The 26552-nt window shown below is 74.1% G+C and carries 23 protein-coding genes and 1 pseudogene; 20 read left to right on the top strand and 4 right to left on the bottom strand.

The genetic code is table 11. The features are described from left to right. From AC1DYZ_RS17960 to AC1DYZ_RS17900, 13 genes and pseudogenes are all read left to right on the top strand, one after another. Positions 1–225: pseudogene (locus tag AC1DYZ_RS17960) on the top strand (dihydropteroate synthase); the annotation flags it as partial. Then, positions 222–1475 (top strand): 2-amino-4-hydroxy-6-hydroxymethyldihydropteridine diphosphokinase, encoded by a 1254-nt coding sequence (folK, locus tag AC1DYZ_RS17955; protein WP_477066479.1) that lies wholly within the window; start codon positions 222–224, stop codon positions 1473–1475. The pseudogene AC1DYZ_RS17960 and the gene folK, both read left to right, overlap by 4 nt. After that, entirely contained in the window at positions 1472–1966 is a 495-nt protein-coding gene (locus AC1DYZ_RS17950; RefSeq protein WP_477066478.1) for a DUF3180 domain-containing protein, read from the top strand. Before folK ends, AC1DYZ_RS17950 begins: the two co-directional genes overlap by 4 nt. Positions 1967–1986: 20 nt before the next feature. Next, complete coding sequence (locus AC1DYZ_RS17945; protein ID WP_477066477.1) at positions 1987–2496, top strand: PH domain-containing protein; 510 nt, start codon at positions 1987–1989, stop codon at positions 2494–2496. After that, the gene (locus AC1DYZ_RS17940; protein WP_477066476.1) at positions 2493–4007 is read left to right on the top strand and encodes a PH domain-containing protein; all 1515 of its coding nucleotides are present in this window, start codon (positions 2493–2495) and stop codon (positions 4005–4007) included. Before AC1DYZ_RS17945 ends, AC1DYZ_RS17940 begins: the two co-directional genes overlap by 4 nt. Continuing rightward, positions 4004–4984, top strand: a complete 981-nt coding sequence (locus tag AC1DYZ_RS17935) for a Rossmann-like and DUF2520 domain-containing protein (protein ID WP_477066475.1) — start codon at positions 4004–4006, stop codon at positions 4982–4984. The genes AC1DYZ_RS17940 and AC1DYZ_RS17935 overlap by 4 nt, the downstream gene beginning before the upstream one ends. Beyond that, positions 4981–5886 carry a pantoate--beta-alanine ligase gene (gene panC / locus AC1DYZ_RS17930; RefSeq protein WP_477066474.1) on the top strand — a complete coding sequence of 302 codons (906 nt, stop codon included), beginning with the start codon at positions 4981–4983 and terminating at the stop codon, positions 5884–5886. The genes AC1DYZ_RS17935 and panC overlap by 4 nt, the downstream gene beginning before the upstream one ends. Beyond that, positions 5883–6323, top strand: a complete 441-nt coding sequence (panD, locus tag AC1DYZ_RS17925) for an aspartate 1-decarboxylase (RefSeq protein WP_477066473.1) — start codon at positions 5883–5885, stop codon at positions 6321–6323. The genes panC and panD overlap by 4 nt, the downstream gene beginning before the upstream one ends. Then, on the top strand, positions 6320–8047 hold the full coding sequence (locus AC1DYZ_RS17920) for an L-aspartate oxidase (protein WP_477066472.1): 1728 nt from the start codon (positions 6320–6322) through the stop codon (positions 8045–8047). The genes panD and AC1DYZ_RS17920 overlap by 4 nt, the downstream gene beginning before the upstream one ends. Positions 8048–8070: 23 nt before the next feature. Then, entirely contained in the window at positions 8071–8958 is an 888-nt protein-coding gene (gene nadC, locus AC1DYZ_RS17915; RefSeq protein ID WP_477066480.1) for a carboxylating nicotinate-nucleotide diphosphorylase, read from the top strand. A gap of 57 nt (positions 8959–9015) precedes the next feature. Then, positions 9016–10536, top strand: coding sequence for a lysine--tRNA ligase (lysS, locus tag AC1DYZ_RS17910; protein WP_477066471.1), 1521 nt, complete (start codon positions 9016–9018; stop codon positions 10534–10536). Beyond that, the gene (locus AC1DYZ_RS17905; RefSeq protein ID WP_477066470.1) at positions 10533–10721 is read left to right on the top strand and encodes a hypothetical protein; all 189 of its coding nucleotides are present in this window, start codon (positions 10533–10535) and stop codon (positions 10719–10721) included. Before lysS ends, AC1DYZ_RS17905 begins: the two co-directional genes overlap by 4 nt. 68 nt (positions 10722–10789) lie before the next feature. After that, positions 10790–11122, top strand: a complete 333-nt coding sequence (locus AC1DYZ_RS17900; RefSeq protein ID WP_456825425.1) for a histone-like nucleoid-structuring protein Lsr2 — start codon at positions 10790–10792, stop codon at positions 11120–11122. A 58-nt stretch (positions 11123–11180) separates the two neighbouring features. On the opposite strand, the gene xylB is transcribed toward AC1DYZ_RS17900, so the two are convergent. Together xylB and xylA are read right to left on the bottom strand one after the other, a co-directional pair. Next, positions 11181–12584, bottom strand: a complete 1404-nt coding sequence (gene xylB / locus AC1DYZ_RS17895) for a xylulokinase (protein WP_477066469.1) — start codon at positions 12582–12584, stop codon at positions 11181–11183. A gap of 148 nt (positions 12585–12732) precedes the next feature. Next, positions 12733–13920, bottom strand: coding sequence for a xylose isomerase (xylA, locus tag AC1DYZ_RS17890; protein ID WP_477066468.1), 1188 nt, complete (start codon positions 13918–13920; stop codon positions 12733–12735). 77 nt (positions 13921–13997) lie between these two features. Here xylA and AC1DYZ_RS17885 point away from each other — a divergent pair, with 77 nt between their 5' ends. The 5 genes from AC1DYZ_RS17885 to AC1DYZ_RS17865 all read left to right on the top strand — a co-directional run bounded on the left by AC1DYZ_RS17885 (position 13998) and on the right by AC1DYZ_RS17865 (position 23854). Then, positions 13998–15206 (top strand): ROK family protein, encoded by a 1209-nt coding sequence (locus tag AC1DYZ_RS17885; protein ID WP_477066467.1) that lies wholly within the window; start codon positions 13998–14000, stop codon positions 15204–15206. Positions 15207–15297: 91 nt separating this feature from the next. Next, on the top strand, positions 15298–16338 hold the full coding sequence (locus tag AC1DYZ_RS17880) for a lactonase family protein (protein WP_477066466.1): 1041 nt from the start codon (positions 15298–15300) through the stop codon (positions 16336–16338). 198 nt (positions 16339–16536) lie between these two features. Then, complete coding sequence (locus AC1DYZ_RS17875) at positions 16537–21591, top strand: glycoside hydrolase family 3 N-terminal domain-containing protein (RefSeq protein ID WP_477066465.1); 5055 nt, start codon at positions 16537–16539, stop codon at positions 21589–21591. A gap of 137 nt (positions 21592–21728) precedes the next feature. Beyond that, positions 21729–23063, top strand: coding sequence for a glycosyltransferase (locus AC1DYZ_RS17870; RefSeq protein ID WP_477066464.1), 1335 nt, complete (start codon positions 21729–21731; stop codon positions 23061–23063). A 50-nt stretch (positions 23064–23113) separates the two neighbouring features. Continuing rightward, positions 23114–23854, top strand: a complete 741-nt coding sequence (locus AC1DYZ_RS17865) for a phosphoglyceromutase (RefSeq protein ID WP_477066463.1) — start codon at positions 23114–23116, stop codon at positions 23852–23854. A 143-nt stretch (positions 23855–23997) separates the two neighbouring features. On the opposite strand, the gene AC1DYZ_RS17860 is transcribed toward AC1DYZ_RS17865, so the two are convergent. Together AC1DYZ_RS17860 and phoU are read right to left on the bottom strand one after the other, a co-directional pair. Beyond that, positions 23998–24414: an MmcQ/YjbR family DNA-binding protein gene (locus AC1DYZ_RS17860; protein WP_477066462.1), complete on the bottom strand. Its 417-nt coding sequence runs from the start codon at positions 24412–24414 to the stop codon at positions 23998–24000. 270 nt (positions 24415–24684) lie between these two features. Continuing rightward, entirely contained in the window at positions 24685–25350 is a 666-nt protein-coding gene (gene phoU, locus AC1DYZ_RS17855) for a phosphate signaling complex protein PhoU (RefSeq protein WP_477066461.1), read from the bottom strand. A gap of 280 nt (positions 25351–25630) precedes the next feature. Between phoU and AC1DYZ_RS17850 the strand changes: the two genes are divergently transcribed. Both AC1DYZ_RS17850 and AC1DYZ_RS17845 read left to right on the top strand, forming a co-directional pair. Next, positions 25631–26020 (top strand): DUF7144 family membrane protein, encoded by a 390-nt coding sequence (locus AC1DYZ_RS17850; RefSeq protein WP_477066460.1) that lies wholly within the window; start codon positions 25631–25633, stop codon positions 26018–26020. 31 nt (positions 26021–26051) lie between these two features. Beyond that, positions 26052–26534 carry a DUF1269 domain-containing protein gene (locus AC1DYZ_RS17845; protein WP_456825414.1) on the top strand — a complete coding sequence of 161 codons (483 nt, stop codon included), beginning with the start codon at positions 26052–26054 and terminating at the stop codon, positions 26532–26534. Positions 26535–26552: the final 18 nt, after the last annotated feature.

The raw sequence follows: 26552 nt of genomic DNA, 5'->3' as shown, positions 1-26552 counted from the left end.
CCCGCGCCGCCGCTCGCGCGGGACCGCGCGACCGCGGCGGTGACCGCGCTGGCCGCGGCCGCGGGGGCCTGGTGCGTGCGGGTGCACGAGGTGCCCGGCTCGGCGGACGCCGTGCGTGTCGCCGCGGCGTGGGAGGGTGCGCACGGGGACGCCGGCCTCGACGGTGCCGACGAGGACGAGCTGGCCGTGGACGAGGACGCGAGAACCGGAGGGAGCACGCGGTGACGACGGACGACGAGAGCCGGCAGGGCGCGCTGGACGCCAGCGGGCGCCGGCTCGACCAGATCAGGCTGACKGGCATCACCGCGATGGGCTACCACGGGGTGTTCGAGCACGAGCGCCGGGAGGGGCAGACGTTCGTCGCGGACGTCGTGGTCTACCTGGACACCCGTCGGGCCGCCGCCCGGGACGACCTCGCGCACACCCTGCACTACGGCGAGCTGGCCGAGCAGGTGGCCGCCGTGCTCTCGGGCGAGCCGGTGGACCTCATCGAGACCGTCGCCGAGCGCATCGCGGCGACCGTGCTGGCCTCGGGCATCGTGCAGGCGGTCGACGTCGCCGTGCACAAGCCGAACGCGCCCATCACCGTCCCCTTCGGCGACGTGGTGGTCGCCATCCACCGCGACCGGTCCAAGCTCCCCGCCGCGGAGCCGTACCTGCCGCGCCCGGTCACGGAGCCGACCTCCCGGTCCGCGCCCACCGCGACCGCGACGTTCCCCGTGACGCCGGCGCCCGGCGGGGCCGTCGTCGCGGCGGCGGCGGTGCCGACCGGCCCGCCCGCACCCGGGGCGCTGTCGGTGGAGGGTCCCGACGCCTCGACCGAGCTAGCCCCGTACGCGCCGGAGGAGCCGGCGGTGACCGGCGAGGTGGTCGTCGACGTCCTGGACCAGGTCCCCGACCAGCCGGTCCAGATCGTCCTCGCGCTCGGCGCCAACCTGGGTCCCGCGCAGGAGACGCTGCGCCAGGCGGTCACCGACCTGGCCGGGACCCCGGGGATCGAGGTCCAGGAGGTCTCGCCGCTGGCCCGGACCGCCGCCGTCGGTGGCCCGGAGCAGTCCCCGGACTACCTCAACGCCGTGGTGCTCGCGACGACCACGCTCGCCGCACGGGAGCTGCTGCGCGCCACCCAGGCCATCGAGCAGGCCCACGGCCGCGAGCGGCAGGAGCACTGGGGGCCGCGGACCCTGGACATCGACATCGTGCTGTACGGCTCGGTCCTCGCCGTGACCGACGACCTCGAGCTGCCGCACCCGCGGGCCCACGAGCGCGCGTTCGTGCTGCAGCCGTGGGCGCAGCTGGACCCGCACGCCGTGCTGCCGGGCCTCGGCGGCGGTCCGGTCGGCGCGCTGGCCGCGACGGCGCCGGACCGTGAGGGCGTCCGGTGGCTCGCGCTCGACTGGCTGACCGCTCCGATCCCGGCCGGCAACGACACGGGTGCGGTCCAGACCGGGCGGCCGGAGGCCCAGGACGCGTGATCCACCGCACCCGCTGGCAGACGCTGCTGCTGATCGCCGCCGCCGGCGCCGCGGTCACGTGGATCGTGCTGCGCGCCGTCGCGGGCCGCGGCGGCATGCTGCCGTCCGTGCCGTGGCTCGTGGTCGTGGTGGAGCTGCTCATCGCCGCCGTCGTGTTCTCCATGGGCTGGGCCGTGCGGCAGTTCCTGCACGGCAAGCGGCCCACGCTCGACCCGATCCGCGCGGCCCGCACGGCGGTGCTCGCCAAGGCGTCGTGCTACACGGGCGCGCTCCTGGCCGGCTGGTACGGCGGGCAGGTGCTGACCCTGGTCACCGACCTGGACGTGCCGGGCAACGGGGGACGGGCCGCCGCCGCGGGCGTGGCGGCGGGCGGTGCCGTGGTGCTCGCGGTGGTGGGTCTGGTGGTGGAGTGGTTCTGCCGCGTGCCGCCGCCCGAGGCGGGTGCCGACGCCGCCAGCGAGCGGCCCGCAGCGGACCCGAGCGCCCCGTGAGCGGGTGGGAGGATGGATCCATGACCTCCGACGCCGTCCCCGGCACTCGCGAGCCGTTCGATCCCGCCGACGTCACCTGGACCCCGGTGTCGCGTCGGCTGATCGGCGCGCGGCTCACGACGACGGCCATCGTGCAGACCCCGATCCTCGTCCTGACCGTCCTGCTCGCGGTGCTCGTCGGCGACGCCTGGTTGTGGGTGTTCCCGGCCGTCGTCGTGCTGTTCATCCTGTGGATCGTCTGGTTGGTGCCGCGCCAGGTGCGGGCGATGGCCTACGCCGAGCGCGCGGACGACCTGCTGGTGCGGCGCGGCATCATGTTCCGCTCGCTCGTGGTCGTGCCCTACGGCCGCATGCAGTACGTCGACGTCAACGCGGGGCCGCTGGCCCGGCGCTTCCAGATCGCCTCGGTGCAGCTGCACACCGCGTCGCCGGCGACGAGCGCGTCGATCGACGGCCTTCCGCCCCACGAGGCCGCGCGCCTGCGCGACCGGATGGCGTCGCGGGGCGAGGCGCGGCTGGCGGGGCTGTGACCAGCTCACCGGACGTGGAGACCGAGCGCGACGAGGACGTCACCGGGTGGCGTCGGATGCACCCGGTCACGCCGGCGCTCAAGGGCTGGAAGGTGCTCGTCGCGGTGCTGGCCATCGGCTGGTTCCAGATCGGCGAGAACCTCAAGCAGGCGATCGACCTCATGCACGGGACCGCGTTCCTGGCGCTCATCGGGTCGATCATCCTGGTCGGGCTCATCGGGTTCGCCTACTCCGCGGTCGCGTGGCGGGTCACGCGGTTCGCGGTCACCGACGAGGCCGTCCACCTGCGCACCGGCATCCTCTTCCGCCAGCAGCGCCAGGCGCGCCTCGACCGGCTGCAGGCCGTCGATGTCGTGCAGCCGCTGCTCGCCCGGCTGGTCGGGCTCGCGGAGCTCAAGCTCGAGGTCGCCGGGGGCAGCGGGTCGGCGGTGTCGCTGGCGTTCCTGCGGGAGGCCGAGGCGGAGGCGCTGCGCGCGGAGCTGCTGGCGCTGGCGGCCGGGCTCCAGCGTCCGGCGGCGGCGGCGCCTGTCGTGGAAGACGCGCAGGCGGTCCCCGCGGCGCCGCCGGCGTTCGAGGTCGCCCCCGAGCGGCAGGTGTACGAGCTGCCGATGGGGCGGCTCGTCGCGGCCACCCTGCGCTCCGGCGTGGTGCCGGGGCTGCTGCTGCTCGTGGCGGGCGCGATCACGCTGGGCATCGTGTCCCGGGACATCAGCGCGGCGTTCGTGCTGCTCGCCCCGCTGTTCGCTGGCATCACGTTCGTGTGGAGCCGGATCAACCAGGGCGCCAACTTCCGCGCGGCGATCTCGCCCGACGGGATCCGCCTGCGGCACGGACTCACGGAGGCCCGGACCCAGACGGTGCCGCCGGGTCGCGTCCAGGCGATCCGGCTGCGGCAGGGCCCGCTGTGGCGCGGCCCGGACTGGTGGCGCGTCGAGATCAATGTGGCGGGCTACGGCCAGGGCGACCAGCAGCAGCGGGACACCGTGCTGCACCCGGTCGCCACGCGGAGCGACGCCCTGACGGCGCTGTGGCTCGTGCTGCCCGACCTGGGCGTCGACGACCCCGCAGGCCTGATCGACGCCGCCCTGTCGGGCCGGGACGCCGACGGCGGCTTCACGGCCGCGCCCCGCAGGGCCCGGTGGGTCGACCCCGTCGGCTGGCGGCGGCACGGCGTGAAGGTCACCGAGCGGGCGCTGGTGACCCGGTCGGGCCGCTTCTGGCGCAGCGTCGACGTCGTGCCGCACGAGCGCACGCAGTCGCTGGGCCTCGCGCAGGGTCCCGTGCAGCGACGGCTCGGGCTCGCGTCGTTCGTGCTGCACTCGACACCCGGACCGGTGGCCCCGCGCGTGGAGCACCTCGACGCGGGCGTGGCGGCCGCGCTCCTCGACGAGCAGGCGGAGCGGGCCCGGAACGCGCGCGCCACCGCGACGCCCGAGCAGTGGATGCGGGCCGTCGGTGCGCCGACGCCGGAGCCCGGCGTGCCGGCGCCACCGGTCGGACCGGGCTCGTGACCCCAGCGGACCCGGCATCCCGCCCGGGCCGGCTCGGGGTCGGCGTGATCGGCACGGGACGGGTCGGGGCGGTGCTGGGCAGCGCCCTGCGCGCGGCGGGCCACCCGGTGGTCGCGGTGTCCGCCATCTCGGAGGCGTCCCGCGAGCGCGCGTCGGCGCTGCTGCCCGGGGTCCCGGTGCTGGACATCCCGGAGGTCGTCCGCCGCGCGGAGCTCGTGCTCCTCACGGTCCCGGACGACGCGCTGCCGGGCCTGGTCCGCGGGCTGGCGGACGTGGGCGCCTGGCAGGTGGGGCAGATCGTGGTGCACACGTCGGGGCGGTTCGGCGTCGACGTGCTCGGGCCCGCACGCGCGGCCGGCGTGATCCCGCTGGCCCTGCACCCCGCGATGACGTTCACGGGCACGTCGCTGGACCTGTCCCGGCTGGTCGGCTGCTCGTTCGCGGTCACCGCTCCGGGGCCGGTGCTGCCCATCGGCCAGGCCCTGGTGGTCGAGGTCGGTGGCGAGCCGGTCGTGCTGGCGGAGGAGTCCCGCGCGCTCTACCACGCGGCCCTGGCGCACGGCGCGAACCACCTCGTGGTGCTGGTCGCGCAGGCCGCGCAGGCGCTCGCGGCGGCGGGCGTCGCGGACCCGGGTCGCATGCTCGGCCCGCTCCTCGAGGCCGCGCTCGACGGCGCGCTGCGCGCGGAGTCCGCTGGGGGCGCGGGCGCGATCACCGCCCTGACCGGCCCGGTGCGCCGGGGCGACGCCGGCACGGTCCGCGAGCACGGTGTGGCCCTCACCACGTTCGCCGCCTCCACGGGCGCGGTCGATGTCGTCGCGGGATACCGTGCCCTGGCGCGCTCGGCGACGGGACGTGCGCTGGCGGCGGGGCTGATCGGCCCGGCGGCGGCGCAGGAGCTGCTCGACGGCATCAACGAGGACGCCGGGACGTTGCAGGTGGACGACGGGCCGGACCCGCAGGAGGACGACGAATGACGACGCAGACGACGACGCCGACGCTGGTGCACACGCGCGGCGCCCTGGCCGCGGCGCTCGCGGTGCAGGACGTGCAGGCGGTGCCGCGCACCGAGGGCCAGCGGGGTACCGCCCACACGGCGCGGCCGTACCGCCGCGCGGTCGTCATGACCATGGGTGCGTTGCACGCCGGGCACCTGTCGCTGGTGGCGCGCGCCCGTGAGCTGGCCGACGCGGTCGTCGTGACGATCTTCGTCAACCCGCTGCAGTTCGCGCCGACCGAGGACCTCGCCAAGTACCCCCGCGACCTCGAGCGCGACGTCGCACTGCTGTCCGGCCCGGGCCTGCTGGGTCCCGACGACATCGTCTTCGCGCCGGGTCCCGAGGTCGTCTACCCCGACGGCGACCCGATCGTGCGCGTGAGCGCGGGGGCGATCGGGGACGTGCTGGAGGGTGCCAGCCGGCCGGGCCACCTCGACGGCGTGCTCACGGTCGTGCTCAAGCTCATGCACCTCACGCGGCCCGAGGTCGCCCTGTTCGGCGCCAAGGATGCTCAGCAGCTGGCCGCCGTGCGCCGGATGGTCCGCGACCTCGACGTGCCGGTGACGGTCGTGGCGGCGCCGATCGTGCGCGACGACGACGGCATCGCGCTGTCCAGCCGCAACGCCTATCTGAGCGACGACGAGCGCCGCCGCGCGCTCGCGCTGTCGCGCGCGGTGCGGGCCACGGGCAGCGCCGACGAGATCCGGACCTCCGCCCGCCGGGAGCTGGCGGACGTCGACGTCGACTACGTCGCGCTCGTGGACCCGGAGACGTTCGCGGAGGTCCCGGCCGGCTTCGTCGGCGAGGCCCTGCTGCTCGTCGCGGCGAACCTCGGCACGACGCGGCTCATCGACAACGCGATGGTGGAGGTGCGCGCGTGACCACGCTGACCCGCACGATGATGACCGGCAAGATCCACCGCGCGACGGTGACGCAGGCGGACCTGCACTACGTCGGGTCGGTCACGGTCGACCTCGACCTGCTGGAGGCCGCGGACATCCTGCCCGGGCAGCAGGTGGACGTCGTCGACGTCACCACCGGCGCGCGGCTGACCACGTACGCGATCCCGGGCGAGCGCGGCGCGGGCCAGGTCTGCATCAACGGTGCGGCCGCCCACCTGGTGCACCCCGGCGACGTGGTCATCCTCATCGCCTACGGACAGCTCGCCGACGCCGAGGCCCGTGCCTACGAGCCCCGCGTCGTGCTGGTCGACGCCGACAACCGCATCGCCGACCTCGGGGACGACCCCGGGCAGGTCCCCGACGGCTGGGACGACCTAGAACCCAGCGGCATCCGGTTCGCGACGGCCCGCCGGTGACGGCGGTCGCGAGCGCCTCGCCCACGACCAGCACCCGGCTGGCCACGCGGCTCGCCGCGCCCGAGCCCGGGTGGATCGTCGAGGCGGATGCGGTCGTCGTCGGGTCGGGCATCGCCGGCCTCACCGCCGCGCTGGAGCTGCGCACCCGCGTGCCGCGCGTCCTGCTGGTCACCAAGGACACGCTCGCGTCGGGGTCGACGGTCTGGGCGCAGGGCGGCATCGCCGCGGCGCTGGACCCGTCCGACTCGCCGTCCGCGCACCTGCAGGACACGCTCGTGGCCGGCGCCGGGCTCTGCGACCCCCGCGCGGTCGAGGTGCTGGTCACCGAGGGTCCGGCGCGCGTGCGCGAGCTGGTCGCCCGCGGCGCGGTCTTCGACACCGCCCCCGACGGGTCGATCTCGCTGACCCGCGAGGGCGGCCACCACGCGGACCGGATCGCGCACGCGGGCGGCGACGCCACGGGCGCGGAGATCTCCCGCGCGCTCGTCGCGCAGATCGAGGCCGTCCGCGACGACCCGGGCATCGAGGTCATCGAGCACGCGCTCGTGCTCGACGTCCTCACCGGCCCGCCGGGTCCGGACGGCCGACCCGGACGGGCCTGCGGCGTGACGCTGCACGTGATCGGCGAGGGGCAGCGCGACGGCGTCGGCGCCGCGCTGGGCCGTGCGGTCGTCCTGGCCACCGGCGGCATCGGCCAGGTCTTCCGGTCGTCCACCAACCCCGCGCAGGCCACCGGAGACGGGATCGCGGCCGCCCTGCGCGCGGGCGCGACGCTCGGTGACGTGGAGTTCGTGCAGTTCCACCCGACCGTGCTGTGGCTGGGTTCGGGCGTGAAGGGCCAGCTGACCCTCGTGTCGGAGGCCGTGCGCGGCGAGGGCGCGCTGCTGCTGGACACGGACGGCGTGCGGTTCATGCCGGACGTGCACCCGATGGCGGAGCTGGCCCCCCGGGACGTGGTCGCGCACGCGATCGTGCGCCGCATGGCGGAGACCGGGTCCGACCACGTGTGGCTGGACGCCCGGCACCTGGGCGCCGACTTCCTGCGCCGACGGTTCCCGACCATCAACGAGCGGCTGCTCGAGCACGGCATCGACATGACCACCGACTTGGTCCCCGTCGCTCCCGCGCAGCACTACCACTCGGGCGGCGTCGCCACGGATCTGGTCGGGCGCACCAGCCTGGCCGGCCTCTACGCGGTGGGGGAGGTGGCGTGCACCGGAGTGCACGGCGCCAACCGGCTCGCGTCGAACTCGCTGCTCGAGGGCCTGGTGTTCGCCACGCGCGCGGCCCGGCACATCGCCGCGCAGGTCGCGGCGGGGGCGCTCACGCCGCTCGGGCCGGTCGTCCGCCCCGGCGACGAGGCGCTGGTCGCCGCCGCCTCGCGGGCCCGCGTGCAGCGGATCGCGTCGGAGGGCCCGGGCCCCCTGCGCTCCGGCGACGGGCTGCGTCGCGCGGCGACCGCGCTGGCCGCCGTGCCCACCGACGCGCACCTGCGCACCGACGAGGGCCGCCGGCTGGCCGCTCCCCAGGTGGCGGAGTGGGAGACGACGAACGTGCACCAGGTGGCGACGGTGCTGACCGCCACCGCGCTCGAGCGCGAGGAGAGCCGCGGGGGTCACGCGCGCAGCGACTTCCCCCGCACCGAGCCGTCGTGGCGCGTGCGGCTGGAGGCCTCGCTCGACGCCGAGGGCCACCTCGTCACGCGCCGTGCACCGATCGGCTGACCGTCGGCTAGCGTGACCGCGTGATCGAGCCTGGACTGGACCCCGCGTGGATCGCCCGAACGGTGGCGACCGCCCTCAACGAGGACCTCGGCCCGGCCCCCGGGCGGGACGTGACCACGCAGTCGACCATCGCGCCCGACGCGCTCGGCGCCGCGGACCTGGTCGCGCGGCAGGACGGCGTCGTCGCCGGCCTGGTCGTCGTGCCGGCGGTCGTCGGCCAGGTCGCCGCGCGGCTCGGGCTGCCCGTGCCGTCGGTGGACCAGCGGGTGCCCGACGGCTCGCGGGTCGCGCGAGGCGACGTGCTCGCCGTGCTGCGCGGCCCGGTGCAGGTCCTGCTCGTCGCCGAGCGCACGCTGCTCAACCTCGCCTCGCGAGCGTCGGGCGTCGCCACCCACACCCGCCGCTGGGCCGACGCCCTCGACGGCACGGGCGCGCAGGTCCTGGACACCCGCAAGACGACCCCGGGCCTGCGCGCGCTGGAGAAGTACGCGGTGCGCTGCGGCGGCGGCACGAACAAGCGCATGGGCCTGTACGACGTGGCGATGGTCAAGGACAACCACGTGGTTGCGGCGGGGTCGGTGTCGGCGGCGGTCGCGGCGGTCCGCGCGCGGTTCCCCGACGTCACCATCCAGGTCGAGGCGGACACCCTGGACCAGGCCCTCGAGGCCGTCGCGGCGGGCGCGCGGTTCCTGCTGCTCGACAACATGCCGACGCCGCTGCTGGCGCAGGTGGTCGCGGCGGTGCGCGCGGTCGACGACGGCGTCGAGCTCGAGGCGACCGGCAACCTCACGCTCGACCGCGCGCGGGAGGTGGCCTCCACGGGGGTCGACTACCTGTCCGTGGGCGGCCTCACGCACTCGTCGCCGATCCTGGACCTGGCGCTCGACCTCGAGCCGCTGCGGCCTGCGTGACGCAGCAGGCACCGCTCGCGGCCCGGGCGCACAGGGACCCGCCGGTAAGATCGTCCGGTGAGCGAGACGCCCCAGAGCACCCCTGCACCCGACGACGCCCCCGAGCAGATCCGGGTCCGCCGCGAGAAGCGGGAGCGGCTGCTGGCGGCCGGCGTCGAGGCCTACCCGGTCGGGGTGCCGCGCACCCACACGATCGCGCAGGTCCGCGCGGAGCACCAGGACCTCGAGGCGGGCCAGGAGACGGACGACGAGGTCGGCGTCGCCGGTCGCGTGGTGTTCGTCCGCATCGGCGGGAAGCTCTGCTTCGCCACGCTGCAGGACGGCGAGGGCAACCGGCTGCAGGCGATGTTCAGCCTGGACGCCGTCGGGCCGGAGCGGCTCGCCGCGTTCAAGACGGACGTCGACCTGGGCGACCACCTCTTCGTGCACGGCCGCGTGATCAGCTCGCGCCGCGGCGAGCTGTCGGTGCTCGCCGACGAGTGGCAGATCGCCGCCAAGTCCCTGCGCCCGCTGCCCAACCTCTTCGACGGCGCCGAGCTCTCCGAGGAGGCGCGCGTCCGGCAGCGGTACGTCGACCTCATCGTGCGCCCGGCCGCACGCGAGACCGCTCGCCAGCGGCCCGCGCTCATGCGGTCGCTGCGCGACAACTTCCACCGCCGCGAGTTCATCGAGATCGAGACGCCGATGCTGCAGACGCAGCCCGGGGGCGCCACCGCGCGGCCGTTCGTCACGCACATGAACGCCTTCGACATCGACCTGTACATGCGGATCGCCCCGGAGCTGTTCCTCAAGCGGGCGCTCGTCGGCGGTATCGAGCGTGTCTTCGAGATCAACCGCAACTTCCGCAACGAGGGCGCGGACTCCACGCACTCCCCGGAGTTCGCGATGCTCGAGGCGTACGAGTCCTACGGCGACTACGACACGATGGCCGCCCTGACCCGGGACCTCGTGCAGACGGCCGCCAAGGACGTCCTCGGCACCACGGTCGTCACGCTTCCCGACGGCCAGGAGTACGAGCTCGGCGGCGAGTGGGCCGAGCTGACCATGTACGGGTCGCTGTCCGAGTCGCTGGGCCAGGAGATCACGCCCGAGACCTCGCTGGAGGAGCTCAAGGCGCTCGCCGCCCGGCTCGAGGTCGAGTACGACCCGAAGCGCGTGAGCCACGGCAAGCTGGTCGAGCTGCTGTGGGAGGACCGCGTCGGCGATCACTTGTTCGAGCCAACATTTGTGCGCGATTTCCCGGTGGAGACGAGCCCGCTCACGCGCGATCACCGCGCGATCCCGGGTGTCGTCGAGAAGTGGGATCTCTATGTGCGCGGCGTCGAGCTCGCCACTGCATATTCCGAGCTCGTCGACCCGGTGATCCAGCGGAAGCGCTTCGAGGCGCAGGCGTTGCTGGCGGCCGCGGGCGACGACGAGGCGATGCGCGTCGATGAGGACTTTCTCACTGCCGTCGAGTACGCGTTGCCGCCGGCGGGTGGGCTCGGTCTCGGGATCGACCGACTTCTCATGGCGCTCACGGGACTGGGTATCCGCGAGACCATCCTGTTCCCGCTGGTGAAGCCGCAGAACTCATGAACCCCCTGCTCACGGCGCTGGCGGCGCTCCTTCCGTCGATCGGCGTCGGCCTGCTGTTCTGGTTCGCCATCCGCGCGCTGGTGAATGCCGACCGCACGGAACGGCAGGCAATGGCCAGAATGGACGCCGCCGAACGCGCGGCAGAAGCCCGCATCATTAATGGGGAATCCACTCCGTCCGATTGACGCCTTATTGCGCCGATGCGATAGTGAACGGGACAGCATTTTCGTTCATCTGCCATACGGAGCGAGCAATGGCACAGAAGGTCCAGGTCCTGCTGGTCGACGACATCGACGGCGGAACTGCAGACGAGACCGTGACTTTTGGTCTCGACGGCGTCACCTATGAGATCGACCTGACGTCCGCGCACGCGGGCGAGCTGCGCGACGCGTTCGCTCAGTGGGTCGGCCACGCGCGCAAGGTCGGCGGACGCACGACGACGAGGTCGACGGCGGTCCGGGGACGGCGTTCGTCGTCGGGCGACGCCCAGGCGATCCGCGAGTGGGCCAAGGAGCACGGGCACCACGTGTCCGAGCGCGGGCGCATCTCGGCGGAGGTCAAGTCCGCGTACGACGCGGCGCACTGACCCCAGCACGCACACGAGAGCCCGGCACACCCGTGCCGGGCTCTCGTCATGTCCGGTGTCAGGCCGGGCGCACCCCGGTGAGCTCCCGGACGGCCGCGTACTGCTCGCGCACCAGGGGCACCGGGGCCCCGGTGAACACGGCCGCCTCGCCGGCGGCGCTCCACGACGGCGGGGTCGCGGCGCCAGAGAGCACCCAGGCGGCCTGCCGGGCGGCTCCGTCGGCCACGTACTCGCCGGGCGTCGGGACGCGCACCTCGAGGCCGAGCACCGACGGGGCGATCGCGCGTACCGCCTCGGACTGCGCCCCGCCGCCGATGAGGAACAGCCGCTCGACGGCGACGCCCTGGTCCCGCAGCGCGTCGATGCCGTCGGCGAGCGCGCACAGCATCCCCTCGACCGCCGCGCGCGCCAGGTGCGCCGGCGTCGTGTTGGCCAGCCGCAGGCCGTGCAGGGCGCCCGTGGCGTCGGGCTTGTTGGGGGTCCGCTCGCCCTCGAGGTAGGGCACGAGGACGAGTCCGTCCGCGCCCGCGGGGGCGGACAGGGCGAGCGCCGACAGGCCCGCGTGGTCGACGCCGAGCATCCGCGCCGCCGCGTCCAGCACGCGCGAGGCGTTCAGGGTGCACGCGAGCGGCAGGAAGGCGCCCGTGGCGTCGGCGAACCCGGTCACCAGACCCGAGCCGTCGGCCGTGGCCGTGGCCGCGATCGCGGAGACGACGCCGGACGTGCCGATGGAGACGGCGACGTCGCCGGGCTGGAGGTCCAGCGCGAGCGCGGCGGCGGCGTTGTCGCCGGCGCCGGGGCCCAGGACGGCGCCCGAGGGGGTGGACGGCCCGGCCTCGGACGGACCGAGCACGCGCGGGACGACGGCGTCGTGACCCAGGGCCAGGCGCAGGAGGTCGGGCCGGTAGTCCTCGGTCGCGGGGGACCAGTAGCCGGTGCCGGAGGCGTCCGACCGGTCGGTGGTCAGCGCGTCGATGCTCGTCGACCCCGCCAGGCGCCAGGTGAGCCAGTCGTGGGGGAGGGCGACGGCCGCCACCCGCGCCGCGTTGTCGGGCTCCGCGTCGCGCAGCCAACGCAGCTTGGTCACGGTCAGCGAGGCGACCGGCACGCTGCCGACGGCGTCGGCCCACGCCTGCGGCCCGCCCAGCTCGTCGATGAGGTCGAGCGCGGCCGGCGCCGAGCGGGTGTCGTTCCACAGCAGCGCGTCGCGGACCACCTCGCCGCGCGAGTCCAGCGCGACCATGCCGTGCTGCTGCCCGCCGACGGAGATCGCGGCCACGTCGTCGAGGCCGCCCGCGCTGACGATCGCGCTCTGCAGCGCGTCCCACCAGGACGAGGGCGCGACCTCGGTGCCGTCGGGGTGCGAGGCCCGCCCGGAGCGCACGAGCGCCCCGGTGTCGGCATCGCGCACGACGACCTTGCAGGACTGCGTGGACGAGTCGATACCGGCCACGAGAGCCATGAGCTACCTCCAGAAGAACCCGCAACGTCCGAGCATCGGGGGCCCCTGGGCTCCCTCTGCTCGGACGCAAGGAATGAGTGTGGCGCAACGTCCGAGCAAGTGAGGGTCAGGACCCCCGATTGCTCGGACGTTGCGGGGTGGGGATAGGTCAGCGGGCGCCGAGCGCGTGCTCGAGGGCCAGCTGGTTGAGGCGGACGAAGCCGAAGCCGCGCTCGGCGACGGCCTCGACGTCGAGGTCCTCGTAGGCGGACCGGTCCGCGATCAGGTCGGCCAGGGTCTCGCCCTCGGCCAGCGTCGGCTGCGAGAGCTCGAGCACGCCCGACTCCTCGAACGCCGCCTGCACCTCGGGGTCGGCGCGGAACGCCTGGGCCCGCTCCTTGAGCAGGAGGTACGTGGACATGTTGGCGGCGGCCGAGTCCCAGACACCCTGGAAGTCCTCGGTGCGCGACGGCTTGTAGTCGAAGTGGCGCGGACCGTCGTAGGTCGGGCCGCCCGAGGGGAAGCCGTTCTCGAGCAGGTCGACCGTGGCGAACGCGGAGAACAGGTCGCCGTGCCCGAACACCAGGTCCTGGTCGTACTTGATCGACTTCTGGCCGTTGAGGTCGATGTGGAAGAGCTTGCCCGCCCACAGCGCGAGGGCGATGCCCTGCGTGTAGTTGAGGCCCGCCATCTGCTCGTGGCCGACCTCGGGGTTGAGGCCGACGATGTCGGCGTGCTCCAGCCGGTCGATGAGCGCGATCGCGTGGCCGATCGTCGGCAGCAGGATGTCGCCGCGGGGCTCGTTCGGCTTGGGCTCGAGCGCGATGCGCAGGCCGTAGCCCTTCTCCTTGATGTAGGCGGCGACGGTGTCGATGCCCTCGGCGTACCGGTCGTGCGCGGCGTTGAGGTCCTTGGCCGAGTCGTACTCGGCGCCCTCGCGGCCGCCCCACATGACGAACGTGTCGGCGCCCAGCTCGGCGGCCAGGTCGACGTTGCGGACCACCTTGCGCAGGCCGTAGCGGCGCACGCGGCGGTCGTTCGACGTGAACGCGCCGTCCTTGAAGATCGGGTGGCTGAACGTGTTGGTGGTGACCATCTCGACGGTGATGCCGGTCTCGTCGAGGGCGCCCTTGAAGCGGGCGAGGATGCGGTCGCGCTCCGCGACGTCGGAGCCGAAGGGAACGACGTCGTCGTCGTGGAACGTCACGTGGGCCGCGCCGAGCTCGGCGAGCTTGTGGACCGACTCGACCGGGTCGAGCCACGGCCGAGAGGCCGAGCCGAACTGGTCCTGGGCGTTCCAGCCGACCGTCCAGAGGCCGAACGAGAACTTGTCTGCACGGGTGGGCTGCGCTGCCATCACGCGTCTCCTCATCGAGTTACGTCGAGTTTAGTTTGCCGGATGAATTTATCCCGTCCGGCCGGTAGGGTCAAGCCATGCCGACGCCCGAGCCCCGCGACCCCACCCGGGTCGCCCGGCAGGCGCAGATGCGCGACCAGAACCTTGGTGTCGCCCTGCGGGGGATCGTCGAGGCCGGCGAGCCGCCGTCCCGCGCGCAGCTCGCGGCGTCCGAGGGGCTGGCGCGCGCGACCGTCTCGGGCCTGGTCGACCAGCTGATCGAGGCGCGCCTGGTGCGCGAGCTCGAGCCCACCCCGACCCAGCGCGCCGGCCGTCCCGCCGTCCCGCTGGCGCCCGCCCGGGGGACCGTCGCCGGCGTGGGCATGGAGGTCAACGTCGACTACCTGGGCGTCCGCGCGATCGACCTGGCGGGCGACGTCCTGGCCGAGCACGTCGAGCTCGACGACCTGCGCGGGGCCGACGCCGCGGACGTGCTGGACCGGCTGGCGGCGCTCGCGGCCGCCGTGGTCGAGCAGCTGCGCGCCGGCGGCGTCCGCGTCGCGGGGACGGCGCTCGCGCTGCCCGGGCTCGTCGACCGCATCACGGGGCCGCTGCGCGTCGCGCCCAAGCTCGGCTGGCGCGACGTCGACGTCGTCGCGCGCGTCTCCGCGCACCCGGTCCTGGCGGACCTGCCCCCGCGCGTCGGCAACGAGGCCAACCTGGCGGCCCGCGCGGAGGCGCGCGCCCGCGGCGGCTCACCCAGCTTCGCGTACGTCTCCGGCGAGGTCGGCATCGGCGGCGCGCTCGTGCTCGACGGCGACCTGTTCCCCGGCCGGCACGGCTGGAGCGGCGAGATCGGGCACGTCGTCGTGGACGCCTCCCGCGGCCCGCGCGCCTCCGACGGCAGCCTCGAGGCCCTGGCGGGCCAGGACGCGATGCTCCGCGCGGCCGGCCTGCCGCCGACCGCCCGGCTCGATGCGCTGCTGGACGCGCTCRCGGCAGGCGACGACCGCGCGCAGGCGGCTGTTGCGCAGGCCGCCCGCGCCCTCGGCGTCGCGCTGGCGTCCGTCGCCAACGTCGTCGACGTCGGCGAGGTGGTGCTCGGCGGCAGCTTCGGTCAGCTGTTCGGCTACGTGCACGACGAGGTGTCCGCCCGGCTCGACGAGCTCGTGATCTTCGCGCCGTGGTCCCCGCTGCGCGTGTCGCCGGCCCGCGCGGGCCAGTACCCGGCGATGACCGGCGGCGCCCTCGCCGTCCTGGCCACGGTCCTGGTCGACCCGGCGGAGTGGCTCCGCACCCACCGCTAGCCCCGCAACGTCCGCACATCCGGTCGTCGGGACGCTCGATCCTGCGGACACTCGGCAGCGGTCGAGCGCCCTCGTCGTAGGCTCCCTGACCGTGAGCGCGCAGCAGACAGCCCTGTGGATCGGCACCTACCCCGTGGCCGGGGCCGGCACGCCCGTCGGGCTGGGGGAGGGGATCTGGCGGGTCGACCTCGACCCCGCGACCGGGTCGCTGAGCGCCGCGCGGCAGGTGGCCGAGACGCCGTCACCGAGCTTCCTCGCGCTGCACCCGAGCGGCCGGGTGCTCTATGCCGCGAACGAGCAGACCGAGGGCACGATCACCGCGTTCGACGTCGTCGGCGACGCGTTGGTGCACCGCGCGACCGTCCCGTCGGGCGGCGAGGACCCGTGCCACCTGCTGCTCGACCTCGACGCCGGCGCGCTGCTCGTCGCGAACTACTCCTCGGGCGCGCTCAGCGTGCTCCCGCTCGACGCGGACGGCGGATTCGCCGCGGGCGGGCCGGAGCAGGTCCACGGACATGCGGGCTCGGGTCCCGACGAGGACCGCCAGACCGCGCCGCACGCGCACTTCGTCGCGCACGCACCCGGCGGTGCGTTCGTCCTGGTGGTCGACCTGGGCACCGACGAGATCCGCCGCTACCGCCGCGAGGCCGGCCGGCTGGTCGAGGACGGGATCGCCGCGACGCTCCCCGCCGGCACGGGCCCGCGCCACCTGGTGTTCAGCGCCGACGGCCGGTTCGCGTACGTCGTCGGCGAGCTCGACGTGACGGTCCGCGTGCTGGCGTGGGAGGGCGGCGTCGGCACCCTGGTGCAGACGCTGCCCGCGACGGCCGTGCCGGCGCGCGAGCCCGGCCGCCGCCCGCTGCCGTCGCACATCGTCCGCGACGGCACCCGGGTGCTCGTCGGGACCCGCACGTCCGACGTGCTCGCCCGGTTCGTGGTTCGCGACGACGGCCTGCTGGACCGGGTGGCGGACGACGCCCTGCCGGGTGCCTGGCCGCGGCACTTCGAGGTCGTCGACGGCTGGACCGTGGTGGCCGAGCAGGTCTCGGGCGACCTCGCGGTGCTGGCGGCAGACGGGTCCGTCGTGACCACGCTCGGCCTGCCGGCGGCCGCCTGCGTCGTACCGGCCTGACGCCCCACGCGATTCGGAGCGCCGTCCGGAACACCCGAAAAGCCCGTTACCGAATCGTGATCTTCTCGACTTACCGACCAGTAAGTCATTGTGATTGTCTGGCGGGAGCCGCACGCGTCGGCGGGGCGACGAGGCCCGGCCCGAGGACGGCGGCAGTGGCTGCGCAACGGGGCCCGGCCACGTCACGAGGGAGTGACCGTGCGTCGTGCCGACCGCCTGAACCACCTTCCCGCGAGCCTCGCCGCGCTGGCGCTCGTCGTCCCGCTGGCGCTGGTCGGCCTCGCCGCACCCGCACAGGCGGCACCCGGCGACCTCGCGCGCACGGGCACCGCCACGGCGGACGTGTTCCAGTCCGACGGCGACGGCACGTTCCCGCCCGACGCAGCGATCGACGGCAACCCGGCCACCCGGTGGGCCAGCGGCAACGGCCCGGACGCGGACGTGCCGTTCACGGCCTGGGTGCAGGTCGACCTCGGCGCCACGGCCTCCGTCGACCACGTCGTGCTGGCGTGGGAGGCGGCGTTCGCGGCGGGGTACGACGTGCAGGTGGCGACGACGGCGCCCGACGACCCGGCGTCCTGGACCACGGTGCACACGGAGACCGCGGGCGACGGCGGCACCGACGACCTGACCCTGACGCCGACGGACGCCCGCTACGTGCGTATCCAGATGAACCAGCGCACCAGCTTCACGTGGGACCCCGCCCAGCTGCACTGGTACGGATACTCGCTCTTCTCGCTCGAGGTCTACGGGACGCCGACGCAGGTCGCCACGGCCTTCGCCACCGGCGCCACCACCGTCCCCGCGGGCACCGACGCCACGGTCCCGGTCATCCTCGCCACCGGCGCCGCGACCGACACGACCGTCCGCGTGCGGTCGACCGGCGGCACGGGCGTGGCGGGCACGGACTACACCGCGGTCGACCAGCTGCTCACGTTCCCGGCCGGCGCCACCGAGGTGACCGTGACCGTGCCGACCGTCGACCACGGCCCGCTCGGCCAGGTGCACACGGTCGAGCTGACGCTCTCGGAGCCGTCGACCGGCCTCGTGCTCGGCGGCCGCACCACCAGCACCGTGACCATCACGCCGCACGGCGACCTGCCCGACGTCGGCGCGGTCACCGTCCTCGACGACTACGAGTCCGGCGTCCCCGCCGGCTACACCACGTGGGGGATCAGCGCGCCGGTGACCCCGGTGCTGAGCACGGCGCCGGTCGACCGCGGGGGCAGCGGCCTCGTCGCGACCGTCAGCGGCACCCCCGCCGCCGGCGACTGGTTCGGCTTCACGCACGACATCGCCGCCACCGACTGGTCCGCGCACGACGGCTTCACGTTCTGGTTCCTCGGCACGGGCGGCGGCGGGCTGCTGCGCTACGAGCTCAAGAGCAACGGCCAGCTGTTCGAGCGGAGCGTCACGGACGACACCGCGGGCTGGCGCCAGATCAACGTCGCGTTCTCGCAGCTGCGGCTCAAGGGCAACCCGGCCTCCGACGCCCGCTTCGACCCCTCGGCCAGCACGGGCTTCGCGGTCACGCTGACCGACCTCGGCGCGGGTGCGTGGACGTTCGACGACCTCGGCCTGTACGACCGGGTCACCACGATCGAGGACGCCGAGGGCGACGTGCCCATCGCCGCGCCCGGCAGCACGGTCGGCATCTTCACGTGGGGCTCGGCCGCGGACCTGGTCAGCTTGGGCGTCACCCAGCAGGACCGCGACGGCGCGCCCGCGGGCAACCACGTGCTCTCCGGCGACTACCTCATCCCGTCGGGCGGGTACGGCGGCTTCAGCGAGAACCTCGCCGCCGGGCAGGACTGGAGCTCGTTCCGCGGCATCCGGCTGGCCTGGTACGCCTCGCAGCCGACGCGACCGGCGAGCCCGACGGCCGGCGGTGACATCAAGATCGAGCTCAAGGACGGCGGGCCGGACGGCGAGCACTCCGAGCTGTGGGCGGCGACGTTCAAGGACAACTGGTCCAGCGACGGCAGCCGCTGGAACGTGGTCGACATCCCGTTCTCGCAGTTCACGCTCAGCGGCTACCAGCCCGGCGACGCGGCGACCCGCAACGGGACGCTCGACCTCACGAGCTCGTGGGGCTACGCGCTGACCATGGTGCCCGGCACCGCCGAATCGGTCGGCTGGGCCGTCGACGATGTGCAGCTGTACGGGTCCGCGGTCCCCGCGCCGACCGCGACCGTCTCCGCGCAGGACGTCGTCCTGGTCGACCCCGGCGAGACGGCCCACGTCCCCGTCGTCCTCACGACGACCGACGGTCAGCCCCTCACCGCCGACGCGAGCGTGGCCTACGCGAACGCCGCGGGCACCGCGGAGGCCGGCACGCACTATGACGCCTTCTCCGGAACGCTCACGTTCCCCGCCGGCACGGCCTCGGGGGCCACGCAGACGTTCGACGTGGTCACGCACGCGACGGCCGCGGTCGACGACGCCCGCACGATCGGGGTGTCGCTGACCGCCACGGGAGCCGCCGTCGGCACCAGCCCGAAGGTCGTCCTCAACGCGGTCGGCGCCGCCTACCTCGACCCGACGAAGACGACGCACGAGCGCGTCGACGACCTGCTGGGCCGCATGACGCTCGCGGAGAAGATCGGTCAGATGACCCAGGCCGAGCGGCTCGGCCTGCAGTCGCCCGCGCAAATCGCCGACCTCGGCCTCGGCTCCGTGCTGTCCGGCGGGGGCTCCGTCCCGGCGCAGAACACCGCGGCCGGCTGGGCGGACATGATCGACGGGTTCCAGCGCCAGGCGCTGTCCACCCGCCTGCAGATCCCGATCGTCTACGGCGTCGACGCCGTGCACGGCCACAACAACGTGGTGGGCGCGACGATCTTCCCGCACAACGAGGGACTCGGTGCCGCGCGCGACGCCGACCTGGTGGAGCAGGTCGAGAGGACCACCGCGCAGGAGGTGCGCGCCACCGGTGCGACGTGGGCGTTCGCGCCGTGCCTCTGCGTCACGCGCGACGAGCGCTGGGGCCGCAGCTACGAGTCGTTCGGCGAGGACCCGGCGCTCGTGACCGCGATGGCGGGTGCCTCGATCGTCGGCCTCCAGGGTTCCGACAAGGCCGACCTGTCCGGTCCCGACAAGGTGCTGGCCACCGCCAAGCACTGGGTGGGCGACGGCGGCACCACGTACGACCCGGCGCTCGCGGGCTCCGGCTACCCGATCGACCAGGGCATCACGCACGTCGACAGCCTGGACCAGCTCCGGCAGCTGTTCGTCGACCCGTACGTCCCCGCGATCGACGCCGGCGTCGGCTCGATCATGCCGTCGTACTCCGCGGTGTCGATCGCCGGGGGAGCGCCGGTGCGCATGCACGAGAACGCGGCGCTGAACACGGACCTGCTCAAGGGCGAGCTCGGGTTCGACGGCTTCCTCATCAGCGACTGGGAGGGCATCGACAAGCTGCCCGGCGGCACGTACGCCGACAAGGCGGCGCGCGCAGTGAACGCCGGCCTGGACATGGCGATGGCGCCGTACAACTTCGGGACGTTCATCACGGCGATCACCGACAAGGTGGCCTCCGGCGACGTGAGCCAGGCGCGGGTCGACGACGCCGTCCGCCGGATCCTCACGCAGAAGTTCGCGCTCGGTCTGTTCGACGCCCCGCTCGCCGACCGCACGCTGGCGGCGGACGTCGGATCGGCCGAGCACCGCGCCGTGGCCCGCGAGGCCGCCGGGAAGTCGCAGGTGCTGCTGAAGAACGCAGACCACCTGCTGCCGCTCGCGGCGGACACCAAGGTCTACGTCGCCGGCTCCAACGCGGACGACCTGGGCAACCAGGCGGGCGGCTGGACCATCTCGTGGCAGGGCTCGTCGGGCGACATCACGCCCGGCACGTCGATCCTCGAGGGCATCCAGGCGGCCGATGCCTCGGTGACGTACTCGAAGGACGCGTCGGCGCCGGTCGGGGACGCGCAGGTGGGCGTCGTCGTGGTCGGTGAGACGCCGTACGCCGAAGGTCAGGGCGACGTCGGCAACAACGGGAAGTCCCTCAGCCTGAGCGCCGCGGACCGCGCGGCGATCGACACCGTCTGCGGCGCCCTGCCGTGCGCCGTGCTCGTGGTCTCGGGCCGCCCGCAGCTGGTCACCGACAAGCTGGGCGCCATCGACGCGCTCGTGGCGAGCTGGCTGCCAGGCACCGAGGGGGCGGGCGTCGCGGACGTGCTGTTCGGCGCCCGACCCTTCACCGGGCGCCTTCCTGTCAGCTGGCCGGCCGCGGCCGACCAGGTTCCGGTCAACGTCGGCGACGACACCTACGCGCCGCTGTACCCGTACGGCTGGGGCCTGCGCACCGACGCGCAGCGCGATCGGCTGACGGCCCTCGTCGCGACCCTGCCCGCCGGCGCTGCCAAGGACGCGGTGCAGGCCGTGCTCGACGCCCCGGTGTGGGACGGCTCGGCGCTCGACCCCGCGAAGACCGGCGAGTCCGTCCCGCTGCTGTTCCAGGCCGCGAAGGCGCTCGACGGCACCGACCGGGACACCGCGGCCGCGGCCGGGATCGTCGTCTCGCTCGTGCGGGATCTGGCGCAGGACGCGTCGGGTGCCGACGACGCCGGCACGACCGCCGACGCCGAGCACGCGCTGATGTCCGGCGACGCGAGCGGGGCGGTCGACCTGCTGGCCGACGTCCTCGGCGTCTCGACCGCCGAGCCCGTCGCGTCGACCACGAGCCTGTCGCTGTCGTCGGCCTCCGCGGTCGTCGGGCACCCGGCGACGGCCCGCGTGACGGTGCGCGCGCCCGGGGGAACCGTGACCGGGTCGGTGCGGGTGCTCGTCGACGGCACCGCCGTGGCCACCGCGACGCTCGGCGCCGACGGCACGGCCCGCGTCCCGCTGCCGGCCACCCTGCCGGGCGGTCGGCACACCGTCACCGCGGTCTACGGCGGAGCGCCCGCGGCCGACCCGCCGGTGCTGGGCTCGACCTCGTCCCCCGTGACGCTGACCGTGACCCGGACGCTGCCGTCTGTCAGCACGGATGGCACCGACTGGACGGTGCGGCGCACGGACGCCAAGCAGGTGCACGTCCAGGTGGCCGGCGTCGCGGGGGTGACACCGACGGGGTCGGTGGACGTCTGGGTCAACGGGTCGCGCAAGGGCTCGGCCACGCTCGACGCCCGCGGCACGGCCGTGGTCACGCTGCCCGTCGGCACCAAGACGTCGCTCGTCGTGGTGACCTACGGGGGCGACGCGAGCTACGTGCCCTGGATCGGCGCGCCGCGCCTGCTGGTGGTCAGATGACGCCTCGCGCGAGCACGCCGGGCTCAGCGGCTTTACGAGTGGGCGCGCACGCCGTGGAGGCTCCCGCACAGTCGTGAGGTGACAGCGCCCCCCGTGCGCGAGAATGGGTGCAGACCCGTCCGCGAACAGGAGCGCCCGTGACCCTCGAGCACGCCCCGCGCGTCGCCATGCTCTCGGTGCACACGTCCCCGCTGGACCAGCCGGGGACCGGCGACGCCGGTGGGATGAACGTGTACGTGCTCGAGCTGTCCCGCGCGCTGGCGGCCCGGGGTGCGCGCGTGGAGATCTTCACGCGCGCCACGTCGTCCGACCAGGCCGAGACGGTGCTGCTGCCCGGCACCGACGCCGACGGGCGTGTCCTGGAAGGTGACGACGCCCGCGCCGTCCTGCTGGCGCAGGACGTCGAGCCCGGCGTGACGCCGCCGATCCTGGTCCACCACGTCCCCGCGGGCCCCTTCGAGCGGCTGGACAAGAACGACCTGCCCGGCGTGCTGTGCGGCATGGCCGCGGGCGTCCTGCGCTGGGAGGCCGCGCGCCGGCCCGGCTGGTACGACGTCGTGCACTCGCACTACTGGCTGTCGGGGCAGGTGGGCTGGATCGCCGCGGACCGCTGGGAGGTCCCGCTCGTGCACACCGCGCACACGCTCGCGCGCGTGAAGAACGCGTCGCTGGCGCCCGGCGACGCCGCCGAGCCGAGCCAGCGCGTGGTGGGCGAGGAGCAGGTGGTCGCCGAGGCCGACGCGCTGGTGGCCAGCACCCCGGTCGAGGCCGAGGAGCTGGTCGAGCTGTACGGCGCCGACCCCGCCCGCGTGCACGTGGTCGAGCCGGGTGTCGACCTGGACCGCTTCGTCCCGGGCGACCGGGGTGCCGCGCGCCGTGAGCTCGGGCTGCCGCAGGACCGCCAGATCGTCCTGTTCGCAGGGCGCGTGCAGGCGCTCAAGGCTCCGGACGTGCTGGTCAGCGCCCTGGGGGTGCTCAAGGCGACCGGTCGGCCGGTCCCGCTGCTCGTCGTGCTCGGCGGCCCGTCCGGGCGGTCCAGCGCGGTGCGCGAGCTCCAGGCACTCGCCACGATGACGGGCGTCACCGACGACGTGGTCGTGCACCCGCCTGCGGACCGCGACGCCCTGGCGCGCTGGTACCACGCGGCCGACGTCGTCGCGATGCCGTCGCGCAGCGAGTCGTTCGGGCTCGTCGCCGCCGAGGCCCAGGCCAGCGGCGTGCCCGTGATCGCCGCCTGCGTGGGCGGGCTGCGCACGATCGTCGACCACGACGTGTCCGGCCGGCTGGTCCGCGGGCACGACCCCGCAGTGTGGGCCGATGTCATCGCCGACGTGCTGGCCTCGTCGGACGACCGCGCGCGGTACGCGGTGGGTGCCCGGCAGGTGGCCGAGCGGTTCGGCTGGGAGACCACGGCCGACCAGATGCTCAAGGTGTACTCGGTGGCGGGCGAGGTCCGGGCTTCGCGCGTCTGAGGGCCGGACGTCCCAGGACGCCCGAGGGAGCCTGCGGCAGGATGAGTCACATGACCTACACCCTCGTGTTGCTCCGCCACGGCGAGAGCGAGTGGAATGCCAAGAACCTGTTCACCGGCTGGGTCGACGTGCCCCTGTCGGAGAAGGGCGTCGCGGAGGCCCAGCGCGGCGGGACGCTGCTCACGGACGCGGGCGTGCTGCCCGACGTCGTGCACACGTCGCTGCTGCGCCGGGCGATCACGACGGCCAACCTCGCGCTCGACGCCGCCGACCGCCACTGGATCCCCGTCAAGCGGTCCTGGCGCCTGAACGAGCGGCACTACGGAGCCCTGCAGGGCAAGGACAAGAAGCAGACGCTCGACGAGTACGGCGAGGAGCAGTTCATGCTCTGGCGCCGCTCGTACGACTTCCCGCCGCCGGACATCGAGCTGGGCTCGGAGTTCTCGCAGGACAGCGACCCGCGCTACGCGGGCGAGCCGATCCCGCGCGCGGAGGCCCTGTCGAACGTGCTCGAGCGCGCGCTGCCGTACTGGGAGTCGGACATCATCCCCGACCTGCAGTCCGGCAAGACCGTGCTGGTCGCGGCCCACGGCAACTCGATCCGCGCCCTGGTCAAGCACCTGGACGACGTGGACAGCAGCACGATCGCCGGCATCAACATCCCCACCGGCATCCCGCTGCTCTACACGCTCGACGAGGAGACGCTGAGGCCCACCAACCCGGGCGGCACGTACCTCGACCCGGAGGCCGCCGCGGAGGCCATCAAGGCCGTCGCCAACCAGGGCCGCTGACGCAACGCCCCCTTAGCAACGTCCGAGCAGATGGGGCCTCCGGCCCACATCTGCTCGGACGTTGCTGCGTTCGGCGGGCTCCCGATCGTTGCGTCCGCACATTCGCGCGCTGGGGCGACCGGATCTGCGGACGTTGCGGGGTGTCAGGGGGCTCGGTGGGAGGCGTCGAAGGTGGCGATCGCCTTCTTCGTTGCTGCGCTGCGCCAGGCCTCCTCGATCAGCTCTGCCAGCGCGTCCCAGTCGGGATCGTGGGCGGAGTCGAGGTGCGCGCCGATCCAGCCGTAGCGCCCCATGTACGGGGCGACGAAGTAGCGGACGGGATCGCGTGCGACGACGGCCTGCTGCTCGTGGCGGTCGGCCTTGCACCACAGGGCCAGCCGACCGTCGGCGTGGTGGTCGGGCAGGATCCACGCGAAACGGCTCCCGCGCGTGAAGAACCCGGTGTTGCCGTACACGTCGACCTCGGCGGACGTCTCGGGCAGCTCCGCGACGACGGCCCCGAGCCTCTCCCGGGCCGCGGCGACGTCGTCGTCCCCCCACCCGAGCGCCCGCTCCGCCATGCGGTCCACGCTACCGACGGCGCCCCGCCGCGAGAACGTGAGGTCCCCGCGAGAACGGCACGTCGAGGTGATGTTCTCGCGGCGAGGTGACGATCCCGGCGCGAGGCGCGAGGCGCGAGGCGAGGCGCCCGGCGCGAAAAGGCGCGAGGCGCGAGGTCGGTGCACGAGAACGAGGGTTCGGTGCGAGGACGAGGCATCAGATCCTCGTTCTCGCGCCGAACCCTCGTTCTGGTCGTGCGATCGACGCCGCGCCGGGCGGGCGTCGTTCCGTCAGCCGGCGGTGCGGTCCAGCTCGGTGCGGGCGTCGCCGGTCACCAGGTAGGCCACGCGGCGCGCGACGGACACGCCGTGGTCGCCGAACCGCTCGTAATACCGGCCCAGCAGGGTGACGTCGATGGTCTCCTGCGTCGTGCCGGCCCAGGCGCCGCCGAGCAGCGCCGCGAAGGTGTCCTCGTGCAGCTCGTCGAGGAGGTCGTCGTCCTGCTCGATGCTCTCCGCGAGCAGGACCTCGCGGTTGTTCAGCAGGGTCGTGGTGCGTCGGGCCACGCGGACCGCGGCGTCGTGCATCTCGGCGAAGGTGCCGGACAGGGCGTGCGGCACCGCGTGCCGCGGGTAGCGGCCGCGCGCCACCTGGGCGACGTGCCGGGCGAGGTCGCCCATGCGCTCCAGGGTGGCGCTCATGCGCAGGGCCGACACGATGATCCGGAGGTCCGTGGCCACGGGCTGCTGCTGCGCGAGGAGCAGGACGCAGCGCTCGTCGAGGTCGCGCTCRATGGCGTCGATGGCCAGGYCGTCGGCGATCACGGACTCCGCGAGCGCGAGGTCGGCCGTCAGCAGGGCGATGCCGGCGTTGGTGATGGCGTGCTCGACGCGGCCGCTCATCGCCGCCAGGTCTTCGCCCAGCTGGTGCAGCTCGGCGTCGAAGATGTCCCGCATGTGCTCCCTCTCGTGCAGGCGGCGGGTGCCGCGCGCAGGTCAGGCTGACATTTTCAGGTGAACGCTGGGGCGCGGCCAGGTGAACGGACGACGGCCGTTGCGTACCCCCTCCCACCAGCCTACGGGCGGATAGTCCGCTCGGCGGGCGTCCGAGCCCGTAACCTGCGAAGAGGCGGGGCCGATGATCCTCGACGAGGATCGTCTCTGTCCTGCTGCTGGTCAGGGGGGCAAGATGCTCTGGACGGGTACGCAGACCGAGGGGATGACGATGGCGCGGAGAGTGACCGCCTGGGTCGGCTGGGTGTGGTTCGCGGCGTTCGCGATCCTCGTGGCCGGGCTGCTCAACGTGGTCTCGGGTCTGGTGGCGATCTTCTCGCCGAAGACCGTCCTGTCCTGGACGCGGGACGGGATCGCCGTCGTCGACGTGTCCACGTGGGGCTGGGTGCACCTGGTGCTCGGCGCGCTGCTGGTGCTCGCCGGCTTCGCGCTGTTCGCGGGCAGCTGGTGGGCCCGCCTGGTGGCCGTGGTCCTGGTGATCATCAACCTGGTGGCGCAGTTCGTGTCGCTGCCCATCACGCCGTGGTGGTCGCTGGTGGTGATCGCGCTGGACGCGGTGATCCTGTGGGCGCTGACGGTGCACGGCGACGAGGTCGAACGAGCTGCTCGGTAAGGCAACTGACAACAGATCGAGAGGGACGACGATGACGACTTTCACGGCATGGAAGTTCGACACGGCTGATGGCGCGGCGAAGGCGGTCACCGCGCTCAAGGGTGCGCAGAGCGACGGTCTGGTGAAGATCGTGGACCACGCGGTCATCAGCTGGCCCGAGGGTGGCGCGCGGCCGGAGATGCACCACTCCAACGAGGACAAGTGGCGCGGGACGGGCTGGGGTGCGTTCTGGGGCCTGCTGTTCGGCGGGCTGTTCTTCGTGCCGTTGCTGGGTGTCGCGGTCGGGGCCGCCGCCGGGGCGATCACCAAGGCGGTCTCCGCGGTCGGCATCACCGAGGACCAGCTGGAGCACATCCGCGCGCAGATCACCGTGGGCACGTCGCTGCTGTGCGCCGTCACGGAGAACGCGGACATGGACCGGCTGGGGGAGCGGATGCACGGCCTGCACAGCACGCTGGTGGAGACCAACCTCACCGACGCGGAGAAGTCGCTGCTGCTCGAGACCTTCGACTGAGCGGTCGGCGCGTCGAGC

The organism is Cellulomonas sp. P1_C4, assembly GCF_056406355.1.
This window is presented reverse-complemented; position numbering and strand designations above follow the sequence as displayed.

Excerpts from the sequence above, each read along its gene's own strand:
- AC1DYZ_RS17945 (WP_477066477.1), top strand. The coding sequence starts at position 1,987 with ATGACCTCCGACGCCGTCCCCGGCACTCGCGAGCCGTTCGATCCCGCC.
- panC (WP_477066474.1), top strand. The coding sequence starts at position 4,981 with ATGACGACGCAGACGACGACGCCGACGCTGGTGCACACGCGCGGCGCC.
- AC1DYZ_RS17905 (WP_477066470.1), top strand. The coding sequence starts at position 10,533 with ATGAACCCCCTGCTCACGGCGCTGGCGGCGCTCCTTCCGTCGATCGGC.
- AC1DYZ_RS17900 (WP_456825425.1), top strand. The coding sequence starts at position 10,790 with ATGGCACAGAAGGTCCAGGTCCTGCTGGTCGACGACATCGACGGCGGA.
- xylB (WP_477066469.1), bottom strand. The coding sequence starts at position 12,584 with ATGGCTCTCGTGGCCGGTATCGACTCGTCCACGCAGTCCTGCAAGGTC.
- xylA (WP_477066468.1), bottom strand. The coding sequence starts at position 13,920 with ATGGCAGCGCAGCCCACCCGTGCAGACAAGTTCTCGTTCGGCCTCTGG.
- AC1DYZ_RS17865 (WP_477066463.1), top strand. The coding sequence starts at position 23,114 with ATGACCTACACCCTCGTGTTGCTCCGCCACGGCGAGAGCGAGTGGAAT.
- AC1DYZ_RS17860 (WP_477066462.1), bottom strand. The coding sequence starts at position 24,414 with ATGGCGGAGCGGGCGCTCGGGTGGGGGGACGACGACGTCGCCGCGGCC.
- AC1DYZ_RS17845 (WP_456825414.1), top strand. The coding sequence starts at position 26,052 with ATGACGACTTTCACGGCATGGAAGTTCGACACGGCTGATGGCGCGGCG.